We start from the raw sequence: 25516 nt of genomic DNA, 5'->3' as shown, positions 1-25516 counted from the left end.
AGCCGGATGACCATGGCCACCGACATCGGGAGCCCACCGGCAGCCGGCCAGCTCGTCACCGTCCGCAACCGACGCTGGGTCGTCGCCGATGTGGTGCACAGCGGAGTGACCAGCGGCGACCCGCACGTCTTCACCGGCCGAGCCGCACATCTGGCCACCCTGGTAAGCGTCGAGGACGATGCCCGCGACGAGGAGTTACGGGTTGTCTGGGAGCTGGAGCCGGGGCGGTTGGTGCACGACAGCGCCACCCTGCCGGATCCCCGGAACGGGTTCGACCCACCCGGGCAGTTGGACGCGTTCCTCGACGCGGTGCGTTGGGGTGCCATCGCCTCGGCCGACCGGACCGCGCTCCAGGCGCCGTTCCGAGCCGGCATCGAGATCGAGGACTACCAGCTCGACCCCGTGGTCCGGGCCCTGTCGATGCCGCGGACCAACCTGCTGATCGCCGATGACGTCGGCCTCGGTAAGACCATCGAGGCCGGGTTGGTCATGCAGGAGCTGCTACTGCGCCACCGCGCTCGTACCATGATGATCGTCTGCCCGGCCGGTCTGACCCGCCAGTGGCGGGACGAGATGCGCGACAAGTTCGGGCTCGACTTCCGCATCGTCGATGCGACGCTGCTGCGGGATCTGCGCCGCACCCGCGGCCTCTACACCAATCCGTGGACGCACTACCCCCGGTTGATCGTCAGCGTCGACTGGCTCAAGCGGGATCGGCCGATGCGCCTGCTCCGCGAGGTGCTGCCGGCCACGCCGCGCTACCCACGCGCGTTCGACCTGCTGGTGGTCGACGAGGTGCACACCTGCGCGCCGTCCGGCCGCGGCCGGTACGCGGTGGATTCACAACGGACGACGGCCATCCGTGCCCTCGCCCCGCACTGCGAGCACCGACTCTTCCTGTCCGCCACCCCGCACAACGGCTTCACCGAGTCGTTCACCGCACTGCTGGAGCTGCTCGACGACCGTCGGTTCGCCCGCGGGGTCAAGCCGACCGACGAGCAGTTGGCGCGGGTGATGGTGCGTCGACTCAAGAGCGAGCTGCCGCCGAGGTGGGACGGCACCGCCCGTTTCCCGGAGCGTCATCTCGACTACCTGGAGGTCGACTACTCCACCCCGGAGCGACGCGCCCACGAGCTGCTCAACCGCTACGCGGCGAGCCGCCGGGCGAACGCCGACGGCCGGGCCGGCGAGATCGCCGCCGACTTCGTCACCACCCTGCTCAAGCGGCGGCTCTTCTCGTCGCCGAAGGCGTTCGCCGAGACGGTCGACACCCACCTGGCGACGATGACCGCCAGGGCCGACGACGCCACCGGCGGCACGAATCGGGTGGCCGGCGAGAAGGTCCTGCAACCGGTGATCGATCGGCTGGCCGAGACGGCCGAGGACGACGACGCCTACGGCACCGCCGAGGCCGATGCCCTGACCACGGTCCGGCACTACGCCGCGCCGCTCTCGGCCGAGGAGCGGGCGTTCCTCGGCGAGCTGCGCACCTGGGCCCGCGCGGCGCAGGACCGGCCGGATGCCAAGCTCGCCGCGTTGCGCCGGTGGCTGGACCCGATCGTGCGGCCCGACGGCGAGTGGCGTCCCGACCGGGTCATCATCTTCACCGAATACCGCGACACCCAGCGCTGGCTGCACGAACGGCTGCTCAGCGCCGGCTACCCGCCGGAGCGGATCGCGCTGCTGCACGGCGGCCAGGACCCGGACGAGCGCGAACACGTCAAGAACGTCTTCACCGAGCATCCCGACCTCGACCCGGTCCGGATCCTGCTCGCGACCGACGCGGCCAGCGAGGGCATCAACCTGCAACGACACTGCCACCGCCTCCTGCACTGGGAGATCCCGTGGAATCCCAACCGCCTGGAGCAGCGCAACGGCCGAATCGACCGGCACGGTCAACGCGCCGGTCGGGTCGAGGTGCTGCACTTCGTGCCGACCGGTTGGCAGCAGGTCGACTACACCAACGGCTCGCTGGAGGATGAGCTGGCGTTCCTCCGGTTGGCGGTGGAGAAGGTCGAGGCGATCCGGACGGATCTGGGCAGCGCCGGTGAGGTGATCGCCGCCCAGATCGAGCAGAAGATGACTGGTAAGCGGGCGGACTGGCAGGTCACCGACGTCGAGATCGACCGGCGGGCCAGCCGCGCGCGGCTGCGGGTCGAACGTGACCTGGCCCGGGACCTGCAACGACTCGTCGAGACGCTGAAGGGCAGCCGGGCGGAGCTGAACCTCACCCCCGCCACCGTGGAACGGGTGGTCCGCACCGGCCTGCGGCTGGCCCACCGTCGTGACCTGATCGACGCGCCGACCCCGACCGGTGCGGTGGGCCCGTGGTTCCGGTTGCCCGAGCTGCCCGGCGCCTGGTCCGCCGCCCGCAACGACGGGCTCCTGCACCCGGTCACCGGCCGGGAGCGACCGGTGACCTTCGATCCGGACGCGGTGGTGGGACGCACCGACGTCGTGCTGTTGCACCTCGGGCACCGGCTGGTGCAGATGTGCCTGCGGCTGCTCCGGGCCGAGCTGTGGGCGCAGGCCCGGGCCGGTGCCGGCACCGGCGGCGCGAGACTCAGCCGAGTCACGGCCCGGGTGGTGACCGGGGACCTGCTTCGCACCCCCGCACTGGTCGCCCACGGTCGGGTGGTGATCACCGGGGCGGAAGGCACCCGACTGCACGAGGAGATCGTCATCGCCGGCGGTCCGATCGAGGGCGGGAAACTGACCCGGGTCCGGCAGGAGGAGCTGGAGGCGCTGCTCGCCGCCGCGACCGAAGAGGTCCCCGCCGAGTCGGTCCGGCAGAGCCTGATCGAGCTGTGGCCGACCCTGACCAAGGCACTCGGCCGGGCGCTCGCCACCCGCGCCGACCAGCGGGCCCGCAGCCTGCACGGGCTGCTCGCCCGGCGCTGCGCGGAGGAGGTCACCGCCATCGACGCGGTCCTGACCGAGCTGGAGACCTCGATCCGCGCCAAGCTCGCCGACGAGCCGCACTGGGAGCAGCCGACGCTGTTCAGCATCGAGCGGGACCAGTTGCACACCGATCGGGAGGCGCTGCGGGCGCGGCTGCGCGCCATTCCGGCGCAGCGCGAGCGAGAGGGCGATGCCCTGCGCCGCCGCTACGCCGATCCGACCGCCCGGTGGTTCCCGGCCGCCGTGACGTTCCTGGTCCCCGCGTCCCTGGCCCGAGGTGCCCGCTGATGCCCGCCATCCCCCGCCAGTCCCGGGGCTCGTCCCGCCGCGCCGGTGTCGCGATCGGCCGTCCATTCCGGCCGCCCGCGCAGCGCGTCGACGAACAGCACGCCGAGTGGTTGGGGCTGCTGCGCCCGGAGGGGCCGTTCCTGACGGTGCCGGTGCTCGTCGAGGCGCTGCCGCACGGGCTGGACACGGTGCCGGACGACGTACGGGACCGGATCCGCCGGGGTTGGGCGGAGGTCCAGGACGCACCGGACCTGCTCGGCCCGGCGTGGATCGAGCTGGTCCTCGGTGAGCTGCTCCGCTATCCGGACTCCGCGCGTGCGGACGGCGCGGTGGAGGCCACCGACGGCGCCCGACCGGGCGTGGTGCTGTCCGGTCCGCAGGCCGGTGGTGGCCGGGCCGGCCGGCTACACGTGCACCGTCTGCCGTTCGGCGCCTCCCTCACCGTCGCCCGTGGGGACCGAACTGCTCCTGTCGAGCACGCTGCGCAGGTCTGCCGGGACACCGCCGTGCCGCTGGCGTTGGTGACGAACGGGCAGCACTGGGCGCTGGTGCACGCCCGGCGGGGCGAGGCCACCGGGGTGGGCGTCTTCGACGCCGACCTGTGGCTGGAGGAGCCCACGCTGCTGCGTGCCTTCGCCACCCTGCTCGCCGCGTCCCGGGTGCTGACCCCGCCGACCGACGCCGATGGTCGACCGTCGACCAGTCTGGCCGGGTTGTTCGCGCGCAGCGCCGAGGCGCTGACCCAGATCACCACCACGCTGGGCGACCAGGTCCGTCGGGCGGTGGAGCTGTTCGTCGGCGAGTTGGCCCGGCTGGACCGGGAGTCCGACGGGCTGCTGCTCGGCAAGGTCAGCGACCGGGAGATCTACCAGGGCTCGCTGACCGTACTCATGCGCCTGGTCTTTCTGCTCTATGCCGAGGAACAGCGACTGCTGCCGGTGGCCGACCCGCTCTACGCGCAGGCGTACGCTGCTTCCACGCTGCACGGCCAGCTCGGCGCCCTGCGGGATCTGCACGGCGACGAGGTCGGCGACCGGCGGACCGCGGCCTGGCCCCGGCTGCTCGCCCTCTTCGCCGCCGTGCACGGCGGCTGCGAGCACCCGGACCTGCGCATTCCCGCGCACGGGGGATCACTGTTCGATCCGCGCCGGTTCGGCTGGTTGGCGGACGCGGCGGTCACCGACCGGGTGGTGCACGAGATGTTGGACGCCCTGCTGGTGCTCCGGCACCGGGGCAAGGCCGCCGAGCAGCTCAGCTACTCCAGTCTCGGCGTCGAGCAGCTCGGCCACGTCTACGAGGGCCTGTTGGAGTTCTCCTGCGCCCGGGTGCGGGAACCGTACATCGGTCTGCTCGGCAAGCGTGAGCCGGAGCTACCGCTGGCCGAGCTTGAGGCCGCCGCCGCCCGAGGTGAGCTGGAGCTGCGCGTCTGGCTGGTCACCCACTGCGGCCTCACCGCCCGGCAGGTGGAAAAGGCCCTGGCCGCGACGCCCGCGCCGCACCAGCTCGCCGCGCTGCACGCGGCCTGCGACAACGACGCCGACCTGGCCGAGCGGGTACGCCCCTGGTGGGGCCTGCTCCGCGCCGACCTGCGGGACCTGCCCACCGTCTTCCCCGCCGGCTCAGTGCTGTTCACCCAGTTCGGCGACCGGCGGGCGACCGGCACCCACTACACGCCTCGGGAACTGGCCGAGGAGGTCGTGACGCACACGCTCGCCCCGCTCTGCTTCTCCCCCGGCCCGGCGCAGGGCGTCACCGACGAGGGGCGGTGGGAGCCGAGACCCGCCGAGGAGCTGCTGCGACTGAAGGTGCTCGACCCGGCGATGGGCTCCGGCGCCTTCCTGGTGGCGGCCTGCCGCTACCTGGCCGAGGTGGTGGTGCGGGCCTGGCGGCGCGACGGGCTTCCCGCCGAGTTGTCCGACCTGGCCAACGGCAACCCGGACCAGGAGGATCTGCTGCTCGCGGCCCGCCGGTCGGTCGCCGCCCGCTGCCTCTACGGGGTGGACCGCGACGACATGGCGGTGGAGCTGGCGAAACTGTCGTTGTGGCTGGTGACCCTGGCCAAGGGGAAGCCGTTCGGTTTCCTCGACCACGCGTTGCGGTGCGGGGACTCGCTGGTCGGGATCACCTCGCTGGACCAGCTCACCGCCTTCCACCTGGACCCGGAGGCGGGCCGCTTCCAGCACAGCCGTTTCTTCGGTGACCTCGTCGACCGGCTACACCACACGGTCGGTGAGATGACCGGGCTGCGTGAGTCGATCAGCGTGACAGTGGTCGAGGACGTCCGCGACGCCGCCGACAAGGAAGCCACGCTCACCGAAGTCGAACACCTCGGCCGGGGCCTGCGACTGGCCGCCGACGCGGTGGTCGGCGCCGCGCTCTCCACCGCCGTCCGGCCCCAGCGCCGCCCGTGGGAGCAGGAAGACGACGAGGACGACCCGGAACGGAAGTACGACGACCGCCTGCTCCGGATCAGCGACGACGTGCACCGCCTGCTCGACGGGGCGGACGACCCGGAGTTGGCGCAGCGCCTCGTCATCACCGTCGACGGATGGTTGCGCGGCTCCCGACCGGAGCCGATCCGCCCACTGCACTGGCCGCTGGAGTTTCCCGAGGTGGTGAACCGGGCCGGCTTCGACGCCGTCATCGGCAACCCGCCGTTCGTCGGCGGCCAGCGCCTCACCGGAGCGATCGGGCCGGACGTCCGCGAATACCTGGTCGAGCGCGTCGGCCGGGGCCGGCGGGGCAGCGCCGACCTGTGCTCGTACTTCCTGCTGCGCAATCTCAGCGTCACCGGCCGGGGCCGGGTCGGCATCATCGCCACCAACACCATCGCCCAGGGTGACACCCGGGAGGTCGGCCTCGACCAACTGGTGGACATGGGCTGGACGGTGTACCGGGCGAACAAGTCGCAGCCCTGGCCCGGCACCGCGGCGCTGGAGGTGTCGCTGCTCTGGGTCGGCCACGCCGCCGAGGGCGAGCAGCCGATCCTCGACGGCCGCCCGGTGCCGGGCATCACGCCGTCGCTGGACGCCCGCTCCCGGGTCACCGGCAAGCCGCACCGCCTGGCGGCCAACGCCGACGAGTCCTACATCGGCTCGTATGTCCTGGGCACCGGCTTCCTGCTCGAACCGGAGCAGGCGCAGGAGCTGATCGCCAGGGACCCGCGCAACGCGGACGTGCTGTTCCCCTATCTCAACGGGGAGGACCTAAACGGGCGGCCCGACTGCTCGGCCCGCCGCTGGGTCATCAACTTCCACAACTGGTCACTCGAACGGGCCCAGGAGTATCCCGACTGTTTCGCCATCGTCGAACTCAAGGTCAAGCCGGAGCGGCTACGCAACAAGTACAGCGTCAACGCTCGGGAGCGCTGGTGGCAGTATGAGCGGCGCCGGCCCGAGCTGTACTCAGCGATCGAAGGGCTCGATCGCGTGCTGGTGATCGCGCTGGTCAGCAGAACGGGACTGCCCGTGTTCGTTCCGACCGGGCAGGTGTTGTCCCACAAGCTCGGCATTTTCGTCTCGGCGCTGCCGGCGAGCCTCACCCTCCTGTCCAGCGGCTTTCACAGCTCGTGGGCCTGGAAGAACTCCTCGACGATGAAGGCCGACCTCAACTACTCGCCCTCGGATGTCTATGAAACCTTCCCGCAGCCGGAGCCGACCGAGCGTATGACGCGGATCGGGGCGGAGTTGGACTCGTATCGGCGGTCGGTGATGTTGGGGCGCGAGTTGGGGCTGACGAAGCTCTACAACCTGGTCCACGACGAGCAGGAGACCAGCGCGGACATCCGCCGCCTGCGGGAGATCCACGTCGAGGTCGACGAGGCCGTGGCCGTGGCGTACCGGTTCGACCTCGCGCTCGGGCACGGGTTTCACCAGACCCGCCAGGGCACCCGGTTCACCATCGACCCGACCGTCCAGATCGACGTGCTGGACCTGCTGCTCGAACTCAACCACGCGCGTCACCGGGAGGAAGAGCGCAACGGGCTGCGCCCCGGCACGGCACGCAAGTCGCCCAAGCGGGCCAAGCCCATCCCGCGACCGCGCGCGGCGGAAGACGCCGCCTCGGCCGAACCGCTGCTGCTCGACGGCCTCTTCGCTCCCCCGGACGCGCTCTTCTGACCGCTGCAAGCGATCCGCGACAACCGGTATTCGATGTCGGAAGGACAACTGATGGACGCGAACGAGCCCGACGCGGGCGAACAGGGTGAGGGTGTCTCCAACGCGGTGGTTCGCTTCTTCCAGGACACGACCGTGAAGGTCATCCGAGATGGGGTCGGCCCGATCACCGGTTCGATTCCCTATGCGGAGGCCCGACTCAGCAAGACCAGCCCGGAGGAAGGTAGCCCGGCAATCGCCGGCGGCGACGGGCCTCTGCGTGACCAGGCGAGTGAAGCAGCAATCGAGCGGGTGATCGATCGACTCATCATGGAGTCGGTGGCGACGGCCTCGACGAACGGGTTCGTCACCGGTCTGGGCGGTTTCATGACCATGCCCCTGACGCTTCCCGCTAACATCGCCGGGGCACTGGTGATCAACGCGCGACTGGTCGGCTCGATCGCCTACCTGCGGGGCTATGACATCTCGGACCCGCACGTCCAGACCTTCATCACGCTCACCACGGCAGGCGGGACGCTGGCGAGCACCCTGCACGGGGTGGGCGTCAAGGTCGGCACGAAGGTGACCGCACAAATGATCAAGGCGGTTCCGATCGCCGTCATCCGAAAGATCAACGAGCGTGTCGGCTTCATGCTGCTCGCCAAGTACGGGACGCAGCGGTCGGCCATCACCCTGGCCAAGGGCATCCCGATCGCGGGGGGCCTCGTCGGTGCCGGGGTCGACGCAGCCCTCACCGCTCTGGTCGGGCGCGCGGCCAAGGCGAACTTCCCGGCATCCATCTGACGCCGGCCGCAAGGCGTGAACCGTCCCCAGCCCGCCGCTTAATCCCGCAGTTCTCCCGCCTCGGCTTGTGCGATGAGGCTGCGTACGGCGTCCGCATGGGGATCTCCGAGTAGATCGAGGATCTGGAGTGCTTGCTGCCAGCTGCGCTGCGCGTCGTCGTGTTGGCCGGTGGCGTGGTAGGTGTCGCCGAGGGCGGCGAGGGTGAGTCCTTCGCAGCGTCGGTCGTCGAATCGGCGGAAGAGGTCCAAGGCCAGCTGATGCTGGTTGAGGGCTTCGTCGTGTTGGCCGGTCTGTTGGTAGGCCAGGCCGAGGGGGTAGGAGGCCCAGGCGACGCTCCATTGGTCGTTGATGCCGTCGAGGATGGCGACTGCTTGCTGGTAGTGGGCGATGGCGGTGTCGAGTTGTCCGAGGGCGCGGTGGCAGTTGCCGAGGCTGAGCAGGGACATGCCTTCGCCTCGGGTGATGCCGTGGCGGCGGAACACTTCCCGCGCCTGCCCGTACAGGTTGAGGGCTTCTTCTATGTCTCCGAGTTCCTCATGGATGAGGCCTTGGCCCCGGAGGCTGAAGCCTTCGACCCAGTGGTCGTGGACCTCGCGGCTGGCGTCGGCGCCTTGGCGGTAGCAGTCGAGGGCGGTTTCGCGTTGTTCCATTCGCCAGTAGGCGTCAGCGAGGCAGCGGAGGTTGGCTGCTTCGCCGAGGCGTGATGCGGCGGATCGTGCGGCGCGTAGGCCGGTGAGGTGGATGTCGCGCCAGTCGGCCCAGTACGACTTGAGTTCGAAGAAGCCGTCGCTGACGACGGGTAGCTGCCAGGCGATGTCGTGGTCGCCGAGCTCGTCTGCTTGGCGGATGGTGTCGAGGAGGTTGAGTCGTTCCCGCTCGAACCATGCCATTGCCTCGGTCACCGTGCTGGGTGGGGTGAGCGGTACGTCAGGTCCGGCCGGGGCAAGGCCGATGGCGTGGGAGTAGGGAAGGATGATCTTGCGGCCTTCCTCGGCCATCCACAGGTACCAGGTGTAGACGCGGCGGCGTGACTGGTGTTGTTGTTCGGGTGTCTCTTCAGCTCGCGCGCGTTCGAGGGCGTAGGCCCGCAGGAGGTCGTGGAACAGGTATCGGTCGCGGGCGGGGTTCTGCACGAGGTGTGCCGCGGTGAGCTGGTCGAGGAGGTTGCGGGCGCGGGGGATGCTCACGCCGGCGATGGCTGCCGCGGCGGCGACGGAGATGTCGGAGCCGGCGTGCAGCCCGAGGCGGCGGAAGAACTGCGCCGTGTCCTCGGGTAACGCCTGGTAGGACCAGGAGAACACGGCTCGCACGTCGGAGAGTTCGTCATCGTCGACGGTGAGGGCGTCAAGCTGATGCTCGACGAGCGCGAGGTCGGCGACGAACTCCGCGAGGGTGGCATACGGGGCGTTGGCGATGCGTTCCCCGATGATCCGCAGCGCGAGCGGGAGGTAGGCGCAGCGGCGGGCGAGTTCGGCGGCGGCCTGTGGTTCGGCGCTGACGCGGTCTCCGCCGATGCTGTCGCGCAGCAGCGTGATCGCTTCGTCGGGGGACAGTACGTCCAGGGTCATGCGTGACGCTCCTTCCCGCGCGACGAGGCCGGAGAGGCGGCTGCGGCTGGTGATGATCGCCATGCAGGTCGGTGTGGCGGGCAGCAGCGGCCGGACCTGGCTGACCGTGGACACATTGTCCACCACGACCAGCACACGCTTGCCGGTCAGGACGGACCGGTAGAGAGCGGCGCGTCCCTCGGTGTCGGTCGGGATCTGCTCGGCCGGCACGTGCAGGGCGCGCAGGAACGTGTCCAGCGCCTGTCCGACGTCCAAGGCCGGTCCCGGCCCGTAGCCGCGCATGTCGACGTAGAGATCACCATCGGCGAACCATCGCCGGACCCGGTGCGCCCAGTGCACGGCCAACGCGGTCTTGCCCACACCGGGGGCACCCGCGATGGCCGCGACGGCCATTGGCGGCCCGCCCCCAACCGTCGCGTCATCGTCGGCGGGCAGTGCCGCGTCCAGTCGGTTGAGGGTCTGCTCGCGGTTGACGAAGTGGGTCGCGTCGAGGGGCAGTTGGCGAGGCGGGAGAGAAGGCGGTCCCGCACGCCCGAACAGGTTGATGCCCCCGTGCACCGTCCCGGCTTGAACCACAGCTTCGGCGTCGCCGGACGACTCGTTGTGCGCGGTGGGCACGTTGCCTCCTCCCCGGCGAGCGGCGGATCTATGGGGAGCTGGGGTGGAGCTGGCCTGCGTACGTCCGGTAGGGGATCGACGCGGAGACGGCGGCGTCACGCCAGAGGTTGGCCTGCACGATCTTCTCCGGCTCGCTGATCAACTCGCCGGAGACGAACCGTCCCTCCTCGTCGTAGTACATCGCCACGAGCTGCGAGGAGTCGAACAGCCAGTAGTCGTAGTGCGGCAGCGCGGCCGGCCAGTCGTCGCCGGAGACCACGATGAGGCGGACGTCCTCGCCCGCCTCGACCGTGTGCTCGTAGGCCCAGCCGCATTCGAACCGGACGTAGTCCGACAGCGGCTCGGCGACGACATGGACCCGGTGCATGCGCTTGCCAGCCGACGCCGCTGCCCGCACGGTGTCGCACCAGGTCGCGATCCCGGGAAACTCCCCACGGGTCTCGCCGGCCAGGAACCGGGCGAACTCGTCCTGCTCGTACGACACGTCGTACCGCTGAAGCGTCTCCAACCGGTAGGCCGTGTAGCGGAAGTCGCGGAACAGCTGGTTGAACTCGGCGTCATCCAGCGAGGTGAACGATCGGGTCAACCTTGATCACCGTTGCCCGGACTCGCGGTAGCGCTCGATAGCGCCGAGCACCACCTCGGCAGAGATCCGCACCGCACTCTCCCCGGGAAGCACGTTCTCCAGTTCACCGAAGGTGTCGCCGTCGACGAGGTGCCCCTGGACGACCAGCTCTCCGCTGTCCGCGAGGTAGACCGTCGGGCAGCCGTTGCCACCCGACCCGGGGTCCTTGTATAGCTTGGTCAACTTCACCGCGACCTCCTTCGGGTCAGACGGCCAGCAAGCGCCCTTGGTGAGGACAGTAGTGCTCAGCGTAGCGGCCGAACAAGTCAATATCGTCTATCCGATCTTGATGCAGCGGGGCACGCGCATCGCCGTGCGCGCCGCTGAATGGCGCGTTGGCGGCCGACATTAACATCGAGGAGCCAGATGCCGTTGCCGTTCTGGTTGGCCCTCGCGCCCACCGGAGCCGGATGCCTGGAGGTGCCTGACGGTGGATCCACTCATGGCTACCGCAGCAACCACGCTCGTCGCCTGGACGACCACCGAGCTCGCCCAGGGCGGCCGGCAGGCGGTAGCGGCGCTAGTTGATTTCCTGCGAGACCGATTTCGGCGCGAACCCGAGGCACGCCAGGTCATCGAGGGTCTGCTCCACCATCCGTCACAGGATGCCGCTCATCTCCTTGCGGTATTGCTGGACCGCGAAGCACGACGTGACCCGGCGTTCGGCGCAGAGTTCCAAGCCCGATGGGTGCGGGCCAACGCAGCCGTCGCAGCCGGTCCGGACGGCGTAGCGAACTCCATCTCGGGCGATGTCAGCGGCCCGGTGGTGCAGGCGCGTGACGTCCACGGGGGCATCTCGTTCGGAGGCGACAAGTGATCCTGGCTGAACCACCGGCGACATCGTCCGAGCCGCGCTAGACCTCACCCACTTCGAACACCGACACCTACCGCATTCCGTTGGGATCAGGTCACTGGGCCGGTTCCGCCTTTAGCGCGGCCACGAAGCTGGCCCACGAGCGGCCGTCGAAGGCGAGCACCGGGCCGGTGCGGTCCTTGGTGTCACGGACGTCGACAGTGCCGCCGACGCACCGCACCTCGATGCAGTTGGCGTTGTTGGAACTGCGGGAGGACTTGAACCAGCCCTGCCCGGCGGTGGGGTGCGACGGGGTCACGTCATCTCCTTGGCGATCCGGCGGATCAGCTCGAGCGAGTCGTCCGAGCCTAACGCGCGCTCCCGCGCCTCGGCGAGCGTCACCTGATAGTCGGTGACCCGGATGGACTGGTCGATGATGTCGATCGACGTCAGCACCTCCTGCCAGACCAGGTCGGGCAGCCGGGGCGACGGGAACGACAGGATCTGAAAGGCTCCGCCCAGCGCCGGATGCGCCCCGGCGGTGAACGGCAACACCCGGATCTCGATCTGCTCCGGCCGCTCGGTCGCCAACCGGACCAGGTGGTCGAGTTGAGCGCGCATCACCGCCGACCCACCGACCTGCTGGCGCAGTGCGCCCTCGCCGAGCAGCGCGGTCAACCGGATCGGGTTCGCGGCGTCGAGTCGCCGCTGCCGGGCCATCCGGGCGGCGACCCGCCGCTCGACCTCGGTGAGCCGGATCGTCGTGGTGCCGCCGGCGATGACCGCTCGGGCGTAGTCCTCGGTCTGCAACAGACCGGGCACCAGCTCGTTGTCGTAGAAGCGGATGTGCCCGGCACCGGCCTCGTAGCCGAGGAACCGGATGAACTCGGCCGGGAAGAGCTGGACGTACTCGTGCCACCAGCCGCGCTGGCTGGCGCCGACGCGCAACTCCTCCAGCTCGGCCGCCTCATCGGGTTCCAACTCGTAGACCTTGACGATCTGCGCCAGCCGGGCGGCGGGAAGCTTCACTTTGCCCGTCTCGACTCCGGTGACGTACGCCTGGATGATGCCGATCGCGCGGCCAGCCGCAGCCGCGGTGAAACCGATCTCCTCACGGCGCTGGCGCAGCCGCAGTCCGAGTTCCCACGCCTGCACGATCGGCGAGCCCTCCTGCGGTGACGGAGATCGACGCGACCCGGTCGGGCTGACGGCTGGCACAGGCATGGGCTCTCCTTCGACTCATTACGACAACCGTGAGTATCCACGCCAGCACCCTTGATATCAAGGATTACCTGATGCATTCTCTCAGGAGTGAGCCGTATCGGTGATGAGCTTGGAGGCAACATGCGCAGACAGGTCACGTGGGTCGACCCGGAGCCGCCGGTGCGGCACGCGTTCTCGCTCTGTCGGGTGGTCGAGGCCGGCACGGTCGACGAGTGGTACGACCTGCTCGGGGTCATCCGGGTGGCGGTCGACCGACGTGCGCCGGACAAGCTGCGCGACCGGTTGCGACCGTGGGCGCTGGCCACGCTGAGGGCCGGCGGATACGGCTTCGGCCGCTACGTCGCGGACTACTCCACGTTGGACGAGGAGGACGAGCCCGACAAGGCCATCTCGCACGAGCACATCAACTGGTCCGGCACCGGCGTCCTGGTCCCGGCCGAGCTGTCGAGCTAGACCAGTTTGGCCCCGATGTACGCCACGACGAGCTGCTGTCGCGACCGGTCCATCCGGAAGTGCAGCCGCCCCGCGCCCGGCGTGAACCGCGCGTGCCAGTCGAAGAGCTGGCTGGTGCCGTCGGTGTCCTCGAAGTGGCAGAGCGCCTTGCGCGTGTCACTCTCCGGCGTCACCTTGCTCCGCCACTGCGGAGCGGCGTCCAGGGTCGGCGTCCAGGCGGCGGTGGCGAGTTCGAGTTCGGCGAGCCGCTCCTTGACCGGGTGCAGCCAGGCAGGTGTCAGCCGGCGCAGGTCGTGAGCGACGCGGGGCAGGAACCGGAGGTGCGGGAAGATGTCGTCGCGTGCATCCCACAGCTCGACTCCGGTGTGGATGCGGGTCAACTCCGAGTCGCAGAGCCACTGTCGATGCTCCTCGACGTGTTCGGGCCGAGCGGCGTGCCGCACGTCCACCTCGGTGCGAGTGACCACGACGGTGCCCGCATCATCCTCGGCGAGGCCGTGTTGACTCAGCTTGAGCCGCGTCTCCTCCCACGGTTCCGCCAGGGACAGGCTGACCGCCAGCCCACCCACCTGATACGCGGTGCCCAGGCCCTCCGCCGCCCACCCGTCGTGGAAGTATTCCGTCCCGTCGCGCAGATCGGCCGGCGCCACGTCCCGGAACGGGGCGCGCTGGCGCATGCCAAGCAGGTAGCGCAGCCAATCGCGGTTGCGCCCGTCACCCGCCCACTCGCGGACCGAGTAGTCGTCGCCGAGGTTGAGGTCGAAGAACGCGCGTTCGGTCACCAACGCCACGTCGGTGCGGTGCTCCCGAACCTTTCGCAGCAGCCGCACCAGACCCCGCAGTGAATCTGAGATCTCCTCGCGTCGCGCCTTGGTTTCCCGATAGGAAAGCTCGTTCAGCACCAACAGCAAGGGCAAGATTCACTCCTCGTCAGTCGAGCAGACGATCGAGCGCCCTGTCCCATTCGTCGAAGAAACCCCTGGGCCACTGCGACAGCATGCCGTCGGGATCAATCTCGGGAGAGCTGACCTCGATCTCGCCGTCGTCGTTCCGGTCGAAATAATGCAGCGCCACGCGATCCGGCGTCAACACCCGCTCCTTGACGGCGAGTCGCAGTCCATTGAGTACATGGTCACTGTGGCTTTCGATTATCAACTGCGCGCCGGCAGCGACGGCGCGACACGCGAGCCGGGCCGCCATCGTCTGTCCCCGGGGATGCAGGTGCGCTTCCGGGTTCTCCAACATGACCATTCGACCCGGGCCCGCCGACAGGCAGGCCACGATGATCGGTAGGGCGTACGTGAGCCCGAAGCCCACATTGGTGGGGCGGTAGCGGATGTTCGACGAGGAGATGCCCGCCGTGCCACCGAACCCAAAGCTCAACCGCACCATGTCGGTGCCACGCAGGTCTTCCGCCCTCAGGTCGACGCCGGGGCAGATCTCCCGTAGCCACGCCTCGGTCTGGTCCAGCAGGCCGTTCGACTTCCCGGCTGGATGACGTAGTTCCGATGCGACCCGGTCCTCATGGCGGGCCCGCAGGAAGTTCACCGTGTGCTCGCCCCGGACGCCGAGGAAGCCCCGACGTACCGCCATCTCGTACGACTTCGGATAGGTCACCGCGGGCACGATCCGGTCGGCTCGCAGGTATTGGAAGCCCGGCCCGAACAGACCGGCCCGTTCCGGTGGCCACGGCATGTCGGAGGCGTTCCACTCCTGCGGCACGGTGAGCAGATCGGCCTCGCGGTCCTCGGCCGTCCGGTACTCGACCCGCCAGATGCTCTCGACGCCGTCGATCGTCGCGGCGACCGAGATGAAGATGCGGCCTCCATGGGTGCCGTCGGCGTAGTTCTCGTGCAGCACGTCCTGCCCGACGCCCAGCTCCACGAGCTCGCCGTTGAGAAGGAGGCCACCCCGGTGGTCGAGCACACCAGCGTCGTACGACTGACGCAGCAACGCCAACGCCTGCATGGTGGTGCTCTTGCCGGCCGCGTTCACACCGCTGAGCAGCGTCAGCGGCGCGAGCGGAAGATCCAGGTGGCGGAACGCCTTGAAGTTCTCCAGCCGCACGCGGTCGATCATCGGCCGATCACCGACTCGAAGATCTCCCGGATGATGGCGAAACGCAGGCGCACCTTGCCCGGATCGCCGGTGCCCTGCGAGATGGCCCCCTGGAAGTCGACGTCGGACATCAGGCCGATGAACTCCTTCTCCACCTTGCGCTGCCGCTCCATGAGAGTCGCCATCCCCGGACCACCGATTTCCGCGAGGTTGACCGAGATCGCCTCGAACAACGCCTTGTTGATCGGCATGCGACGGCTACCTCCGTCACGGTCACGCTTGCGGAAGGCGTACGGGCCGAAGATGTTCCGCGCCGCGATCATGGCCAGACCGAACTCGTCCCAGAGCTGGTCGACCCGGTCGGCGGGAAGCGTGTTCAACGTGCGCATCGACTCTCGCAGGAAACGGTCGAGGTCGTCGTGGTCGTAGTCGTACGGGCTGATCAGCCGGAAGGCGATGAACCGCAGGATCATCTCCCGGTCGACCATCCGCTCGCTGCGCACGCTGTCGCCGGTCGCGGAGCGGAAGAGGTCCGACTCGGCCCACTCGCGCAGGATCTCCCGACCCCTGCCCGGGATCAGGGCGTGCCGCAGCTCCTGCCGGGACAGTGGCAGCCCTCCGGTGTTGATCCGGGCGAAGATGTTGAACTTGACCTCATCCGGCGTGCCCCGCCGGATGAGGTGGACGATGAGTTCGGTCTCCCGCAGTCGGGTCTGCAACCGCCCGGGCAGCTCGTCGAACGTCCTGCCGTCGTACTCCTCGCCCAGGTATTCGAGATTGACCAGGCGCAACGGGTCGCGGCCGAGCGCCTTCGGCTCGATGAACTCGGCGATGGTCGTCAGCCGCTGGATGCCGTCGACCATCGCCCATGCCTCGTCGTCGCCCTCCGCCGCGTAGAAGGTCGGCAGCGGAATCCGCAGCAGCAGCGACTCGATCAGCCGGCTCTTGGCCATCGGTTTCCAGATGCCGGCCTGACGCTGGAAGTCGGGTTGCAGGTCGACCCGCCCGGTGCGGATGCGGGACAACAGCAGGTCGACGGTGGTGTTCCGGGTAACCACGTCGATCCGTTCGGGGTCGAACGGCGTGTGAATGGCGTCGATCGACTGATCCGCCCGGGCGTCCTGCGCGTCGTCGACCTCGATGCCGGTCGCCCGGCCGAGCGAATCCAGCTCCTCGAGAATCTCGGTCACCTGCTCGGAAATCTCGCCACCTCGATTCGTCTCGCTGCCGTGTCCTGCGGGAACGTCGCATTCACGGCCCGCAGTAGCCTAACGGATCCGGCGGGCCTCGAAGCGGTGCGCCGGCGGGCCTCCTCCGCTGTCGCATCCAACGGCTACGGTCACCGTCATGACTGGGCAGAGCGTGCTCGCCATACCGGATGAACGGGTGATCCGCGACAAGTTGCAGCGGCTGGTCCTCCGCGACCTGCTCGGGCCACTCGGCGGATCCGCCGAGGAGTTCCCCACCCGGAAGGAGAGCCCGCTCGACCGCTACGTGCTCGGCCGGCTGGCCCCCAACGGCGAGGTGATCGATCCGGCCACTCAGGACGCGGTCGCCGACGCGACAGCGTCCGACCTGGTGGAGGGCGGCGCCGAGCCGAGCGCGCCGAGCGTGCCGAGTCTGGCTCCGTCCGCGCTCGGCTTCACCGCCACGGTGCCGGTTCCGGTCACCGAACTGCGGGTGACCGCCGCGTGGGGCTGCTACGAGAACGCCACCTCCGACCGGGAGGAACACGCCGGCAGTCGGGTGTGGCGACGGCTCCAGCGGCGCGGCACGGTCACGGTGACCCTGCGCGAGGGGCTGATCGAGCCGTTGCCCGTCGACCCGGCGCAGCCAAGGGTGGTCGTCCGGGGCCGGGCGCGGCGTCTCGACGAGGTCTGGCTGGTCTCCCTGTTCCTGGTCAACGCGGAGGACGGCAAGTCGCCGCGGGATGCGGCGCGCTGGATCTTCCAGGTGGAGCTGAGCGCGACCGGCCCCGAGGAGGGCACACCCGTCTTCGTACCCCGGTCCGAGCAGGTCGTCGGTGGCGACGCCGCCGACCAGGCGGAGCGGCGCCGGTCGGCGATGGCCTACCGGTTCCACCCGGAGTTCGCGGTGGGGCACGGCACGGCCGTGCGGGCCGAGCCGGCACCGTCCGATTCCCTGCGGGCCGTCGAGATCAGCACCGCGACGGTCCCCACACACGAACTGCCCTTCACCGACGTGCCCGACAGCTCGCAGGACGCGGACCTACCCGAGTTGGCCGACCTGGAGCTGGACATGAAGCGGCTCGCCGAGCTGGCCGAGGCAGGCCCGGCCGGGGCGTTGACCGCGGCGTTGCGGCCCCTCGTCACCGGTTACCGGGCCTGGATCGACCGGAACGAGGCGAGCGCCGGTGATCCGCAGCGCCGGCTCGACGCATACCCGGACCAGGTGCGAGAGGCGCTCCGCGACGCTCGCGAAGCGGCCGACCGGATCACCGCGGGCATCGCCCTGCTCACGGCGAACCCGACGGCTCGCGCGGCGTTCGGCTTCGCCAACCGGGCGATGTACCTGCAACGTGTGCACACCGTGGCCGCCGCCCGCCGCCGGGACGAGCCGCAACTGTCGCTGGCCCAGGCCGTCGAGGCCGCCGACCAGCCGGCCAACCACCGCTGGCGTCCGTTCCAGTTGGCCTTCCTGCTGATCAACCTGCCGGCACTCGCCGACCCCCGACACCCGGAGCGCGGCGACGACGTCGACCGTGCCGTCACCGACCTGCTGTGGTTCCCCACCGGTGGCGGCAAGACCGAGGCCTACCTCGGCCTCACCGCCTTTACGATCGCGGTACGCCGCCGGCAACCGGACTATAGCGGCTTCACCGGCGGCGCCGGTCTCGCCGTGCTGATGCGATACACCCTGCGCCTGCTCACCATCCAGCAGTTCGAGCGGGCCGCCACCCTGATCTGCGCGGCGGAAACGCTGCGTCGCGCCGAGCCGGAGTCCTGGGGTGAGACGCCGATCCGGATCGGGCTGTGGGTCGGCGGCCGGGTCACGCCCAACCGCACGCAGGACGCGAAGGACTGGCTGACCGACCGGCGGCAGCGCCGCCCGACCCGGGGGGTCGGCTCACCGCACCAGCTCACCAGTTGCCCGTGGTGCGGCACCAGGATCGACCCGGGCAAGGACATCGACGTGGATCGGGTCTCCTGGCGCACCCTGGTGCTCTGCCCCGACGTGGAGTGCCCGTTCAGCACCGTGGGTGGCTGCCTGTCCCCCAACGGTGCGCTGTCACCCGAGGACGAACGCGGCCTGCCGGTGCTCCTGGTCGACGAGGAGATCTACCGCCACCCGCCGGCGCTGCTGATCGCCACCGTCGACAAGTTCGCGCAGTTGCCGTGGAAGGGCGAGACCGCCGCCCTCTTCGGCCAGGTCGGCAAGCGGTGCACCCAGCACGGCTACCTCACCGAGGATCTGCAATCCACCGACTGGGAGCGCAAGCCGCACAAGCCCGGTAACCGGGTCGTCGCCTGCGCCCGCCTGCGCCCACCGGACCTCATCATCCAGGACGAGCTGCACCTGATCTCCGGGCCGCTCGGCTCGCTCGTCGGGCTCTACGAGACGGCGGTGGACCGGCTGGCAAGCTGGGAGCCGCAACGCGGCCACCTGTCCCGGCCGAAGGTCATCGCCTCGACCGCCACCGTGCGGCGCGCGCAGCAGCAGATCGGGGCGCTCTTCAACCGGCGCACCCGGGTCTTTCCGCCGCCGGGGTTGGACGCCGCGGACAGCTTCTTCGCCCGACAGCGCACGGCCGAAGAGCATCCGGGCCGGCGGTACGTCGGCATCTGCGCGCACGGCAACCGACTGCGGTCCACCCTGATCCGGGTGTATGTCTCGGTCCTCGGCGCGGCACAGAAACTCCACGAGAAATACGGCCGCAACCCGGTGACCGATCCCTACATGACCCTGGTCGGCTACTTCAACAGCCTGCGGGACCTGGGCGGCATGCGGCGCGTGATCGAGGACGACGTGTCGAGCCGCCTCATCCGCGCGGACGAGCGCGGGCTCGCTCGCCGCTACGACCCCTACCTGGAGGAGTTGACCTCCCGGATGCCCTCGGACGCGATCCGGCCGCTGCTGGACCGGCTCGCGGTGCGCTTCGGCGGCACCCGGGGCAAGAACGCACCTCGACCGATCGACGTGCTCCTGGCCACCAGCATGATCTCCGTCGGCGTCGACATCGACCGGCTCGGCGTGATGGTGGTGGCCAACCAGCCGAAGTCCGCCGCGGAATACATCCAGGCGACGAGCCGGGTCGGTCGACGCGCGCCGGGGCTGGTCTTCACCGTCTACAACTGGGCCCGTCCCCGCGACCTGTCGCACTACGAGCGGTTCGACCACTTCCACGCCACCGTCTACCGGCAGGTCGAAGCGCTGTCGGTGACCCCGTTCGCCGAGCGGGCCATCGATCGAGGGCTGACCGGAGTGCTGATGGCGCTGGTCCGCGGCCTGGAACAGGGCTACAACGGCAACCTCCGGGCCGCCGAGTTCGACCGACACGGCAAACTCGCCGACCACGTCGTACGGTTCCTCAAGCGCCGCAGCGAGGTGGCCGCCGACAACACGGTCCGCCAGCGGGTGGAGGACGAGTTGGAGGCCCGTCTCGACGTCTGGGCGCGGGAGCGGAGCCGACCCGCCCGGCGGCTGGCCTACGACCGGCCCCGCCACAGCGACGACGTCGCCGGGCTGTTGCACCGCCCGGAAGAGGGCCTCTGGGAGCAGATGACCTGCCCCACCTCGCTGCGGGACGTGGAACCGGCGATCCAGCTCCAACTGCAACTCGGCGCCGTCGGCGACGAACCGCCACCGTTCGTGCCGCCCGTCGGGACCGGGCCGGGGGTGCCGTCGTGAGCCGAGCCCGGCCGAGCAACCTGCGGGTGGGTGCGCTCCGCCCCAACCAGCTCCTGCACACCTACGGTGTCGGCGCGGTCGCCGACCTGCCCAGCCTGTCGGTGCTGACCCTCGGGTTGGCGCACTGGGACCTCACCCACTCGGCACCTGTGGTCGAGGACCGGCTGCTGACCCAGATCCGGCGCCGGCTCGGCGAGCAGGTGGAGAGTCTCCGCCTGCCGCCACATCTGCCGGAGACCGCCGACCCGTTCGCCGACTGGGCGCGCGTGGGCGTGCCGGTGACGCTCTTCCCCACCTGGCTACGCTGCTCCGACACCCGTTGCAACCGGCTGGCCTCGGTGGACTCCGGGCTGTTCGACCTTCAGCAGTCGCCCGTCCAACCGGACAAGAACCGCTACGTGCACGGCTGCCGGGGCAACGGCGCCTCCCGTCCCACCGCCGTGCCGGCCCGCTTCGTGCTCGCCTGCGACAACGGCCACCTGGACGACTTCCCATGGTCATACGTCGCGCACGGGGGCGCCGACCCGGGGCCCGGTCACTCACTCACCCTCGCCGAACGCGGCAGCACCGGTGAAGCGTCGAACATCTTCATCACCTGCGAGTGCGGCGCGTCCCGACCCATGTCCGCGGCGATCGGCCTGCCGGCCGAGCGGACCCTCCCCGCCTGCCGGGGACGCCATCCCCACCTCGGCACCTACGAACCCTGCGCCGCAGCCGCGCGAACGCTCGCGCTCGGTGCCACCAACAGTTGGTTCGCCATGTACCTGCCGGTGATCAGCGTCCCCCGGGCGGCACATCCGGTCGATCAGGTGGTCGCCGACGAATGGTCGACGCTGCACCTGCTCGCCGGGCTGGATGCCGCCACCGCAAAAGCGATCATGCCGACGCAGAGTTGCTGGCCGAAGCTAAAGCCCTACGGCGTCGACCGGGTCTGGGAAGCGATCCAACGCCTTGCCACTGCCGGGCCCGCCGACGACACCGGCGACGACGACACCGACCTGCGCAGGCCCGAGTGGCGGGCCTTCACCTCGGGCACTCCCGTCGAGCTGCCCGACTTCACCATCCGGCCGGAGCCGGTGCCGTTGCCGCACCAGGACTGGCTCCAGGAAGTGGTTCTCGCACCCCGGCTCCGGGAAGTCGCCGCGTTGTACGGCTTCACCCGGATCGACGCCCCCGAGTGGGAGGTGCTGGACACCCCCGACCGGCGACGGGCCCCGCTGACCGTCGGTCGGCCGACCTGGCTGCCCTGCGCCGAGATGCGCGGAGAGGGGATCTTCCTGCGGCTGACGGAGGAACGGGTCGCCGAGTGGGAGCACCGTCCGCAGGTCAAGCAACGCGAACAGCTCCTGGCCCGCGCCCACGACGACTGGCGACGGCGGCGCGGGTTGGACCCGTTGCCGCACCCCGGCTCCCGCTACGTCCTGCTGCACACCTTCGCCCATGTGCTGATCCGTGAACTCGCCCTGGAATGCGGATACAACGCCGCCGGCATCGGTGAGCGCATCTACCCCGGCTCCGGCAAGGAACCGGCCGCCGGTGTGCTGCTCTACACCTCCGCGCCGGACAGCGAGGGCACCCTCGGCGGTCTGGTCTCCCTCGGGCGACAGGACCGGCTGGGATCGCTCATCGAGCGGGCTCTGGAAGCCGCTCGGCTGTGCAGCTCGGACCCGCTCTGCGCGGAACACGACCCGACAGTGCACGCGCGCCTGTCCGGCGCGGCCTGCCACGCCTGCCTCTTCGCGGCCGAGACCTCCTGCGAGCGCGGCAACCACTACCTCGACCGCACGTTGCTTGTCGACACCCTCACCGACCCCGGCTCCGGGTTCTTCGCCCGATGAGTCACGAGCGGTTCGCCGAGGTGATCGCGGACATCGCCGCCGGCCTTCCCGCCGACCACATCACCGCCTGGGCAGGCGTGTTGAGGCGGGCGGCGGCCGGCGACAGCACAGTGGTGGCCGCTCTCATCGACGCGCGTGTGGGGTTCTCGATCGCCGCAACCGCGGAGCGGCTGGCCAGTGCCTGGCGGCACGAGGCACCCGACCTTCCTGGTTCCGCCGTCGCGCTCGCCCTCCGCAGCGCCGCGATCCTGCACCAGCGCGCCGACGCGCAGCGGACCGAACTGGCCGTCAGCGGCCCGACCAGCGCATCAGTGCCCGTACGGCTCACGAGCTCGGTGGTCGTGGAAGTCATCCGTGCCGCCCGGGCCAGCCTGCTGGTGGCGAGCTTCGCCGCCTACGGGGTGGCGGAGGTGATCGCGGAACTGCGCTCGGCAGCCGAACGGGGCGTCCGAATCGATCTGATTCTGGAGAGCTCGGCCGAGGACGGTGGCGCGTTGCGTGGGTCACCCGGGGCGGCGGCCACCTTCGCCGCTCTCCGCCACCAGGCGGCTTTCTGGCACTGGCCAGCCGCGCGACGGCCTGCCACGGGACGCTCCCGTGCCGCTCTGCACGCCAAGTTCATCGCCGCCGACAGCACAGTCGCACTGATCAGCAGTGCCAACCTCACCGACCGGGCGCTGACCCACAACGTGGAGGTGGGCGTGGTGCTCCGCGACCCGGACGTGGTGCGACGGCTCGTCGCGCATTTCCGAGCCCTCTGCGATCCTCGGGTCGGGCCGTTGGCGCAGCTTCCGAGTCAGGCGCCGATGCGCTGCTCGGGGATGGACAGGCCGTAGAGCGCCATCAACTCCGGGCTGTCGATCCGGCTGCCGTCGGCCACCGCGTCGCAGGCGATGTCGACGATCTGGTCCTTGTGCGCCAGCAGGTAGGGCCGGGCGCCGACGTCGGCGCTGGCCAGCGTGGCGATGCCGGGCCAGTGCCGGCGGCCGAAGAGCATCGGGTAGCCGCGCAGGCCGTCGTAGGTCGCGCAGACCAGCACGTCCGGGTACGGCAGCGCGGTCACCCGGCGGACCGCCACCTCGGTGAGCCCGGGCATGTCCACCGGCACCACGACGACCGCCTCGATGCCGTCGTCGGTCAGCGCGGCGAGCCCGGCCCGGATCGAGGAACCCACGCCGGTGCCCCAGGCGCGGTTGACCACGACGGTGGCGCCGGTCAGGTCGGTGGTCCGCCGGACCTGCTCGGCCGCCGCGCCCAGCACGACCACGACCTGCCCGCAGCCCGCGTCGGTCATCGTGTCGATCATCCGGCTGACCAGCGGCTTCTCGCCCTGGTGCAGCAGCGCCTCGGGGCCGCCGATGCGGCGTCCCCCGCCTGCGGCGATGATCATTGCAGCGATCCGGTTCAGCGGTGCCCCCTCGACCAGGGGGACGGACCGGGCACAGCAGCGCCCGGTCCGTCCCGTCGTACGCACATGGGGCCCAACGAGCGCGGCCTGGAGCGGGTAGCGGGGCAAAACGGAAAATTGTGTGACTATGCCGCATCGGCGTAGCAGTCCACCGTGGACAGGTCGAGCGGGAACCGGACCGGGGTGTCGCCGAACAACAGCCGGGTGGCCCGCGCCCCGGCGGCGAAGACCGCCTCGGTGACCGCGTCCGCCTCGTCGACCGGGCAGTGCACCACCACCTCGTCGTGCTGGAAGAAGACCAGCTCGGCCGCCGTGCCGGCCAGCTCGGTGCGGAGCGTGGCCAGCAGCGTCGACGCCCACTCGGCGGCGGTGGCCTGGATGACGAAGTTACGGGTGAACCGCCCCCGCGAGCGGGCCGCGCGGGCGGACGGGCCGTGCGGATCCACCTCGCCGTCCGGCGCCGCCTCGTCCCCGTCGGCGAACCCGACCGCGCCCGGCGGGCAGGTGCGCCCCAGCCACGACCGGACCAGCCCACCCGCCTCACCGGTGCGGGCGGCGGCCTCGACGTACCCGAACGCGGTCGGGTAGTTCTTCCGCAGCACCGCCAGCGCCGGCACCGCCGCGCCGCCGGTCTGCCCGTACATGGCACCCAGCAGCGCCACCTTGGCCCGGGCCCGGTCACCGGCGAACGCGTCCCGGGCCAGCGCCGCGTACAGGTCACCGGCGCCACCCGCGGCGGCCAGCCGCCCGTCGCCGGAGACCGCGGCGAGCACCCGCGGTTCGAGCTGGCCGGCGTCGGCCACCACGAACGTCCAGCCCGGGTCCGCCACCACCGCCCGACGGATCACCTTCGGGATCTGCAACGCGCCGCCGCCCCGGGTCGCCCACCGGCCGGAGACCACGCCACCCGGCACGTACTCCGGGTGGAACCGGCCGCCGGAGACCCAGGCGTCGCGCCAGGCCCAGCCGTGCGCCGTCCAGATGCGGTAGAGCTCCTTGTATTCCAGCACCAGCGGCACCGCCGGATGCTCCACCCCGCGCAGCACCCAGGCCCGGGTGTTCGGCAGCTCCACCCCCGCGCGGGCGAACGCCCGCAACAGCTCCGCGGGCGAGTCGGCGTGCAGATGGCGTACGCCGAACGCGGCGGCGATCCGGGCCTGGAGGTCGGCCAGCCGACGGGGCGGCCCGCCGACCGCTGACGCCTCGCCGAGCAGCTCGGCCAGGATCGCGTCGTGCACGTCGGCACGCCAGGGCAGGCCGGCCGCGCCCATCTCGGCGGCGACCAGCGCGCCGGCCGACTCGGCGGCCACCAGGAGCCGGAACCGGCCGGGGTGGGCCGTCGCGGCGATCCGGGCGAGCTGGTCGGCGTACACCCGGGTCAACGCCGTGATGCCCGGACCGGACGGGCCGGACGGCGGGTCGAAGAGCGCGGCCTGGCCGTGGCCGGGCGGCTCGGGCGGGCGGGGCGTCGGGTCCGGCGGGACCGGCGCCCCGGTCAGCCGGGCCCAGGCGGCGGGCAGCGCGCGCGGCTCGCCCCAGCGGCCGGCGTGCCCGAGCAGCAACGTCTCGGTCAGCTCGACGTCGTGGCAGCGCTCCAACCGGACGCCGGCGCGCAGCAGCGCCGGGTAGACCGCCGCCCCGGCCGCCCACACCCAGCGGGGTCGCTCGGCCGCCTCCCGGGCGGCGACGGCGGCAGCCAGGTCGGCAACCTCCTCCACCGGCCCGGCGGAGCGCCCGTCACCGTCCAGCGGTTGCAGCACGCCGCCGCCCCGCTCCCCTGCCACCACCGCCACGACCCCCATGGACGCGATTCTCCCTCGCCCCACCGACACCCACGACGGCGCTCTTTCACGGAAAGAGTGGCCATCCGACGCGGAATGGCCACTCTTTCCGTGAGCTTGTCTCATCCTGTTTGTGCTGGTCGGGGGGTCTTGACGTGGTGGTGTGAGGTGTTTTCTGGCTGGTCGGTGGGGTG

Annotated in this window: 18 protein-coding genes; 8 read left to right on the top strand and 10 right to left on the bottom strand. The window is 70.6% G+C overall.

Annotated features, from left to right (window positions below):
• Positions 1 to 6 precede the first annotated feature (6 nt).
• From drmD to ACH495_RS29250, 3 genes are read left to right on the top strand one after another with little or no spacing between them, the layout of a single operon-like run.
• Positions 7 to 3189 carry a DISARM system SNF2-like helicase DrmD gene (gene drmD, locus ACH495_RS29260; protein WP_396860936.1) on the top strand — a complete coding sequence of 1061 codons (3183 nt, stop codon included), beginning with the start codon at positions 7 to 9 and terminating at the stop codon, positions 3187 to 3189.
• A complete protein-coding gene (locus tag ACH495_RS29255; protein ID WP_396860935.1) occupies positions 3189 to 7307 on the top strand; it encodes an Eco57I restriction-modification methylase domain-containing protein in 4119 nt (1372 codons plus the stop codon). Before drmD ends, ACH495_RS29255 begins: the two co-directional genes overlap by 1 nt.
• Positions 7308 to 7358: 51 nt before the next feature.
• Positions 7359 to 8087, top strand: a complete 729-nt coding sequence (locus ACH495_RS29250) for an EcsC family protein (protein ID WP_396860934.1) — start codon at positions 7359 to 7361, stop codon at positions 8085 to 8087.
• A gap of 38 nt (positions 8088 to 8125) precedes the next feature.
• Here the strand turns inward: ACH495_RS29250 and ACH495_RS29245 are convergent, their stop codons facing one another.
• The 3 genes from ACH495_RS29245 to ACH495_RS29235 are packed head-to-tail and all read right to left on the bottom strand — an operon-like array spanning position 8126 to position 11087.
• On the bottom strand, positions 8126 to 10273 hold the full coding sequence (locus ACH495_RS29245) for an ATP-binding protein (protein WP_396860933.1): 2148 nt from the start codon (positions 10271 to 10273) through the stop codon (positions 8126 to 8128).
• Between the two features lie 28 nt (positions 10274 to 10301).
• Entirely contained in the window at positions 10302 to 10859 is a 558-nt protein-coding gene (locus ACH495_RS29240) for a DUF6879 family protein (RefSeq protein WP_396860932.1), read from the bottom strand.
• A gap of 6 nt (positions 10860 to 10865) precedes the next feature.
• Complete coding sequence (locus ACH495_RS29235) at positions 10866 to 11087, bottom strand: hypothetical protein (protein WP_396860931.1); 222 nt, start codon at positions 11085 to 11087, stop codon at positions 10866 to 10868.
• Positions 11088 to 11340: 253 nt separating this feature from the next.
• Between ACH495_RS29235 and ACH495_RS29230 the strand changes: the two genes are divergently transcribed.
• Positions 11341 to 11715 carry a hypothetical protein gene (locus tag ACH495_RS29230; RefSeq protein WP_396860930.1) on the top strand — a complete coding sequence of 125 codons (375 nt, stop codon included), beginning with the start codon at positions 11341 to 11343 and terminating at the stop codon, positions 11713 to 11715.
• Positions 11716 to 11806: 91 nt separating this feature from the next.
• Here the strand turns inward: ACH495_RS29230 and ACH495_RS29225 are convergent, their stop codons facing one another.
• Together ACH495_RS29225 and ACH495_RS29220 are read right to left on the bottom strand one after the other, a co-directional pair.
• On the bottom strand, positions 11807 to 12010 hold the full coding sequence (locus ACH495_RS29225) for a DUF397 domain-containing protein (RefSeq protein ID WP_396860929.1): 204 nt from the start codon (positions 12008 to 12010) through the stop codon (positions 11807 to 11809).
• Positions 12007 to 12915 (bottom strand): helix-turn-helix domain-containing protein, encoded by a 909-nt coding sequence (locus ACH495_RS29220; protein WP_396860928.1) that lies wholly within the window; start codon positions 12913 to 12915, stop codon positions 12007 to 12009. Before ACH495_RS29220 ends, ACH495_RS29225 begins: the two co-directional genes overlap by 4 nt.
• Positions 12916 to 13035: 120 nt before the next feature.
• On the opposite strand from ACH495_RS29220, the gene ACH495_RS29215 reads away from it, so the two are divergent.
• A complete protein-coding gene (locus tag ACH495_RS29215) occupies positions 13036 to 13368 on the top strand; it encodes a hypothetical protein (RefSeq protein ID WP_396860927.1) in 333 nt (110 codons plus the stop codon).
• Here the strand turns inward: ACH495_RS29215 and ACH495_RS29210 are convergent.
• From ACH495_RS29210 to ACH495_RS29200, 3 genes are all read right to left on the bottom strand, one after another.
• Positions 13365 to 14198 carry a hypothetical protein gene (locus ACH495_RS29210; RefSeq protein WP_396860926.1) on the bottom strand — a complete coding sequence of 278 codons (834 nt, stop codon included), beginning with the start codon at positions 14196 to 14198 and terminating at the stop codon, positions 13365 to 13367. The genes ACH495_RS29215 and ACH495_RS29210 overlap by 4 nt on opposite strands.
• 100 nt (positions 14199 to 14298) lie before the next feature.
• Positions 14299 to 15447 (bottom strand): DUF3696 domain-containing protein, encoded by a 1149-nt coding sequence (locus tag ACH495_RS29205; RefSeq protein WP_396860925.1) that lies wholly within the window; start codon positions 15445 to 15447, stop codon positions 14299 to 14301.
• Positions 15444 to 16616, bottom strand: coding sequence for a DUF262 domain-containing protein (locus ACH495_RS29200; protein WP_396860924.1), 1173 nt, complete (start codon positions 16614 to 16616; stop codon positions 15444 to 15446). Before ACH495_RS29200 ends, ACH495_RS29205 begins: the two co-directional genes overlap by 4 nt.
• Before the next feature lie 157 nt (positions 16617 to 16773).
• On the opposite strand from ACH495_RS29200, the gene drmA reads away from it, so the two are divergent.
• The 3 genes from drmA to drmC are packed head-to-tail and all read left to right on the top strand — an operon-like array spanning position 16774 to position 22969.
• Entirely contained in the window at positions 16774 to 20295 is a 3522-nt protein-coding gene (gene drmA, locus ACH495_RS29195; protein ID WP_396860923.1) for a DISARM system helicase DrmA, read from the top strand.
• Positions 20292 to 22133, top strand: coding sequence for a DrmB family protein (drmB, locus tag ACH495_RS29190; protein WP_396860922.1), 1842 nt, complete (start codon positions 20292 to 20294; stop codon positions 22131 to 22133). The genes drmA and drmB overlap by 4 nt, the downstream gene beginning before the upstream one ends.
• A complete protein-coding gene (drmC, locus tag ACH495_RS29185) occupies positions 22130 to 22969 on the top strand; it encodes a DISARM system phospholipase D-like protein DrmC (protein WP_396860921.1) in 840 nt (279 codons plus the stop codon). Before drmB ends, drmC begins: the two co-directional genes overlap by 4 nt.
• Here the strand turns inward: drmC and ACH495_RS29180 are convergent.
• Both ACH495_RS29180 and ACH495_RS29175 read right to left on the bottom strand, forming a co-directional pair.
• Entirely contained in the window at positions 22930 to 23523 is a 594-nt protein-coding gene (locus ACH495_RS29180) for an NTP transferase domain-containing protein (protein ID WP_396860920.1), read from the bottom strand. The two genes, drmC and ACH495_RS29180, sit on opposite strands and share 40 nt — an antisense overlap.
• 143 nt (positions 23524 to 23666) lie before the next feature.
• A complete protein-coding gene (locus tag ACH495_RS29175) occupies positions 23667 to 25343 on the bottom strand; it encodes a bifunctional 3'-5' exonuclease/DNA polymerase (RefSeq protein ID WP_396860919.1) in 1677 nt (558 codons plus the stop codon).
• Between the last annotated feature and the right edge of the window lie 173 nt (positions 25344 to 25516).

The organism is Micromonospora sp. NPDC018662 (genome assembly GCF_044391475.1).
GTDB lineage: Bacteria > Actinomycetota > Actinomycetes > Mycobacteriales > Micromonosporaceae > Micromonospora.
The sequence above is the reverse complement of the archived record's forward strand: the minus strand, read 5'-3'. Positions and strand labels throughout refer to the sequence as shown.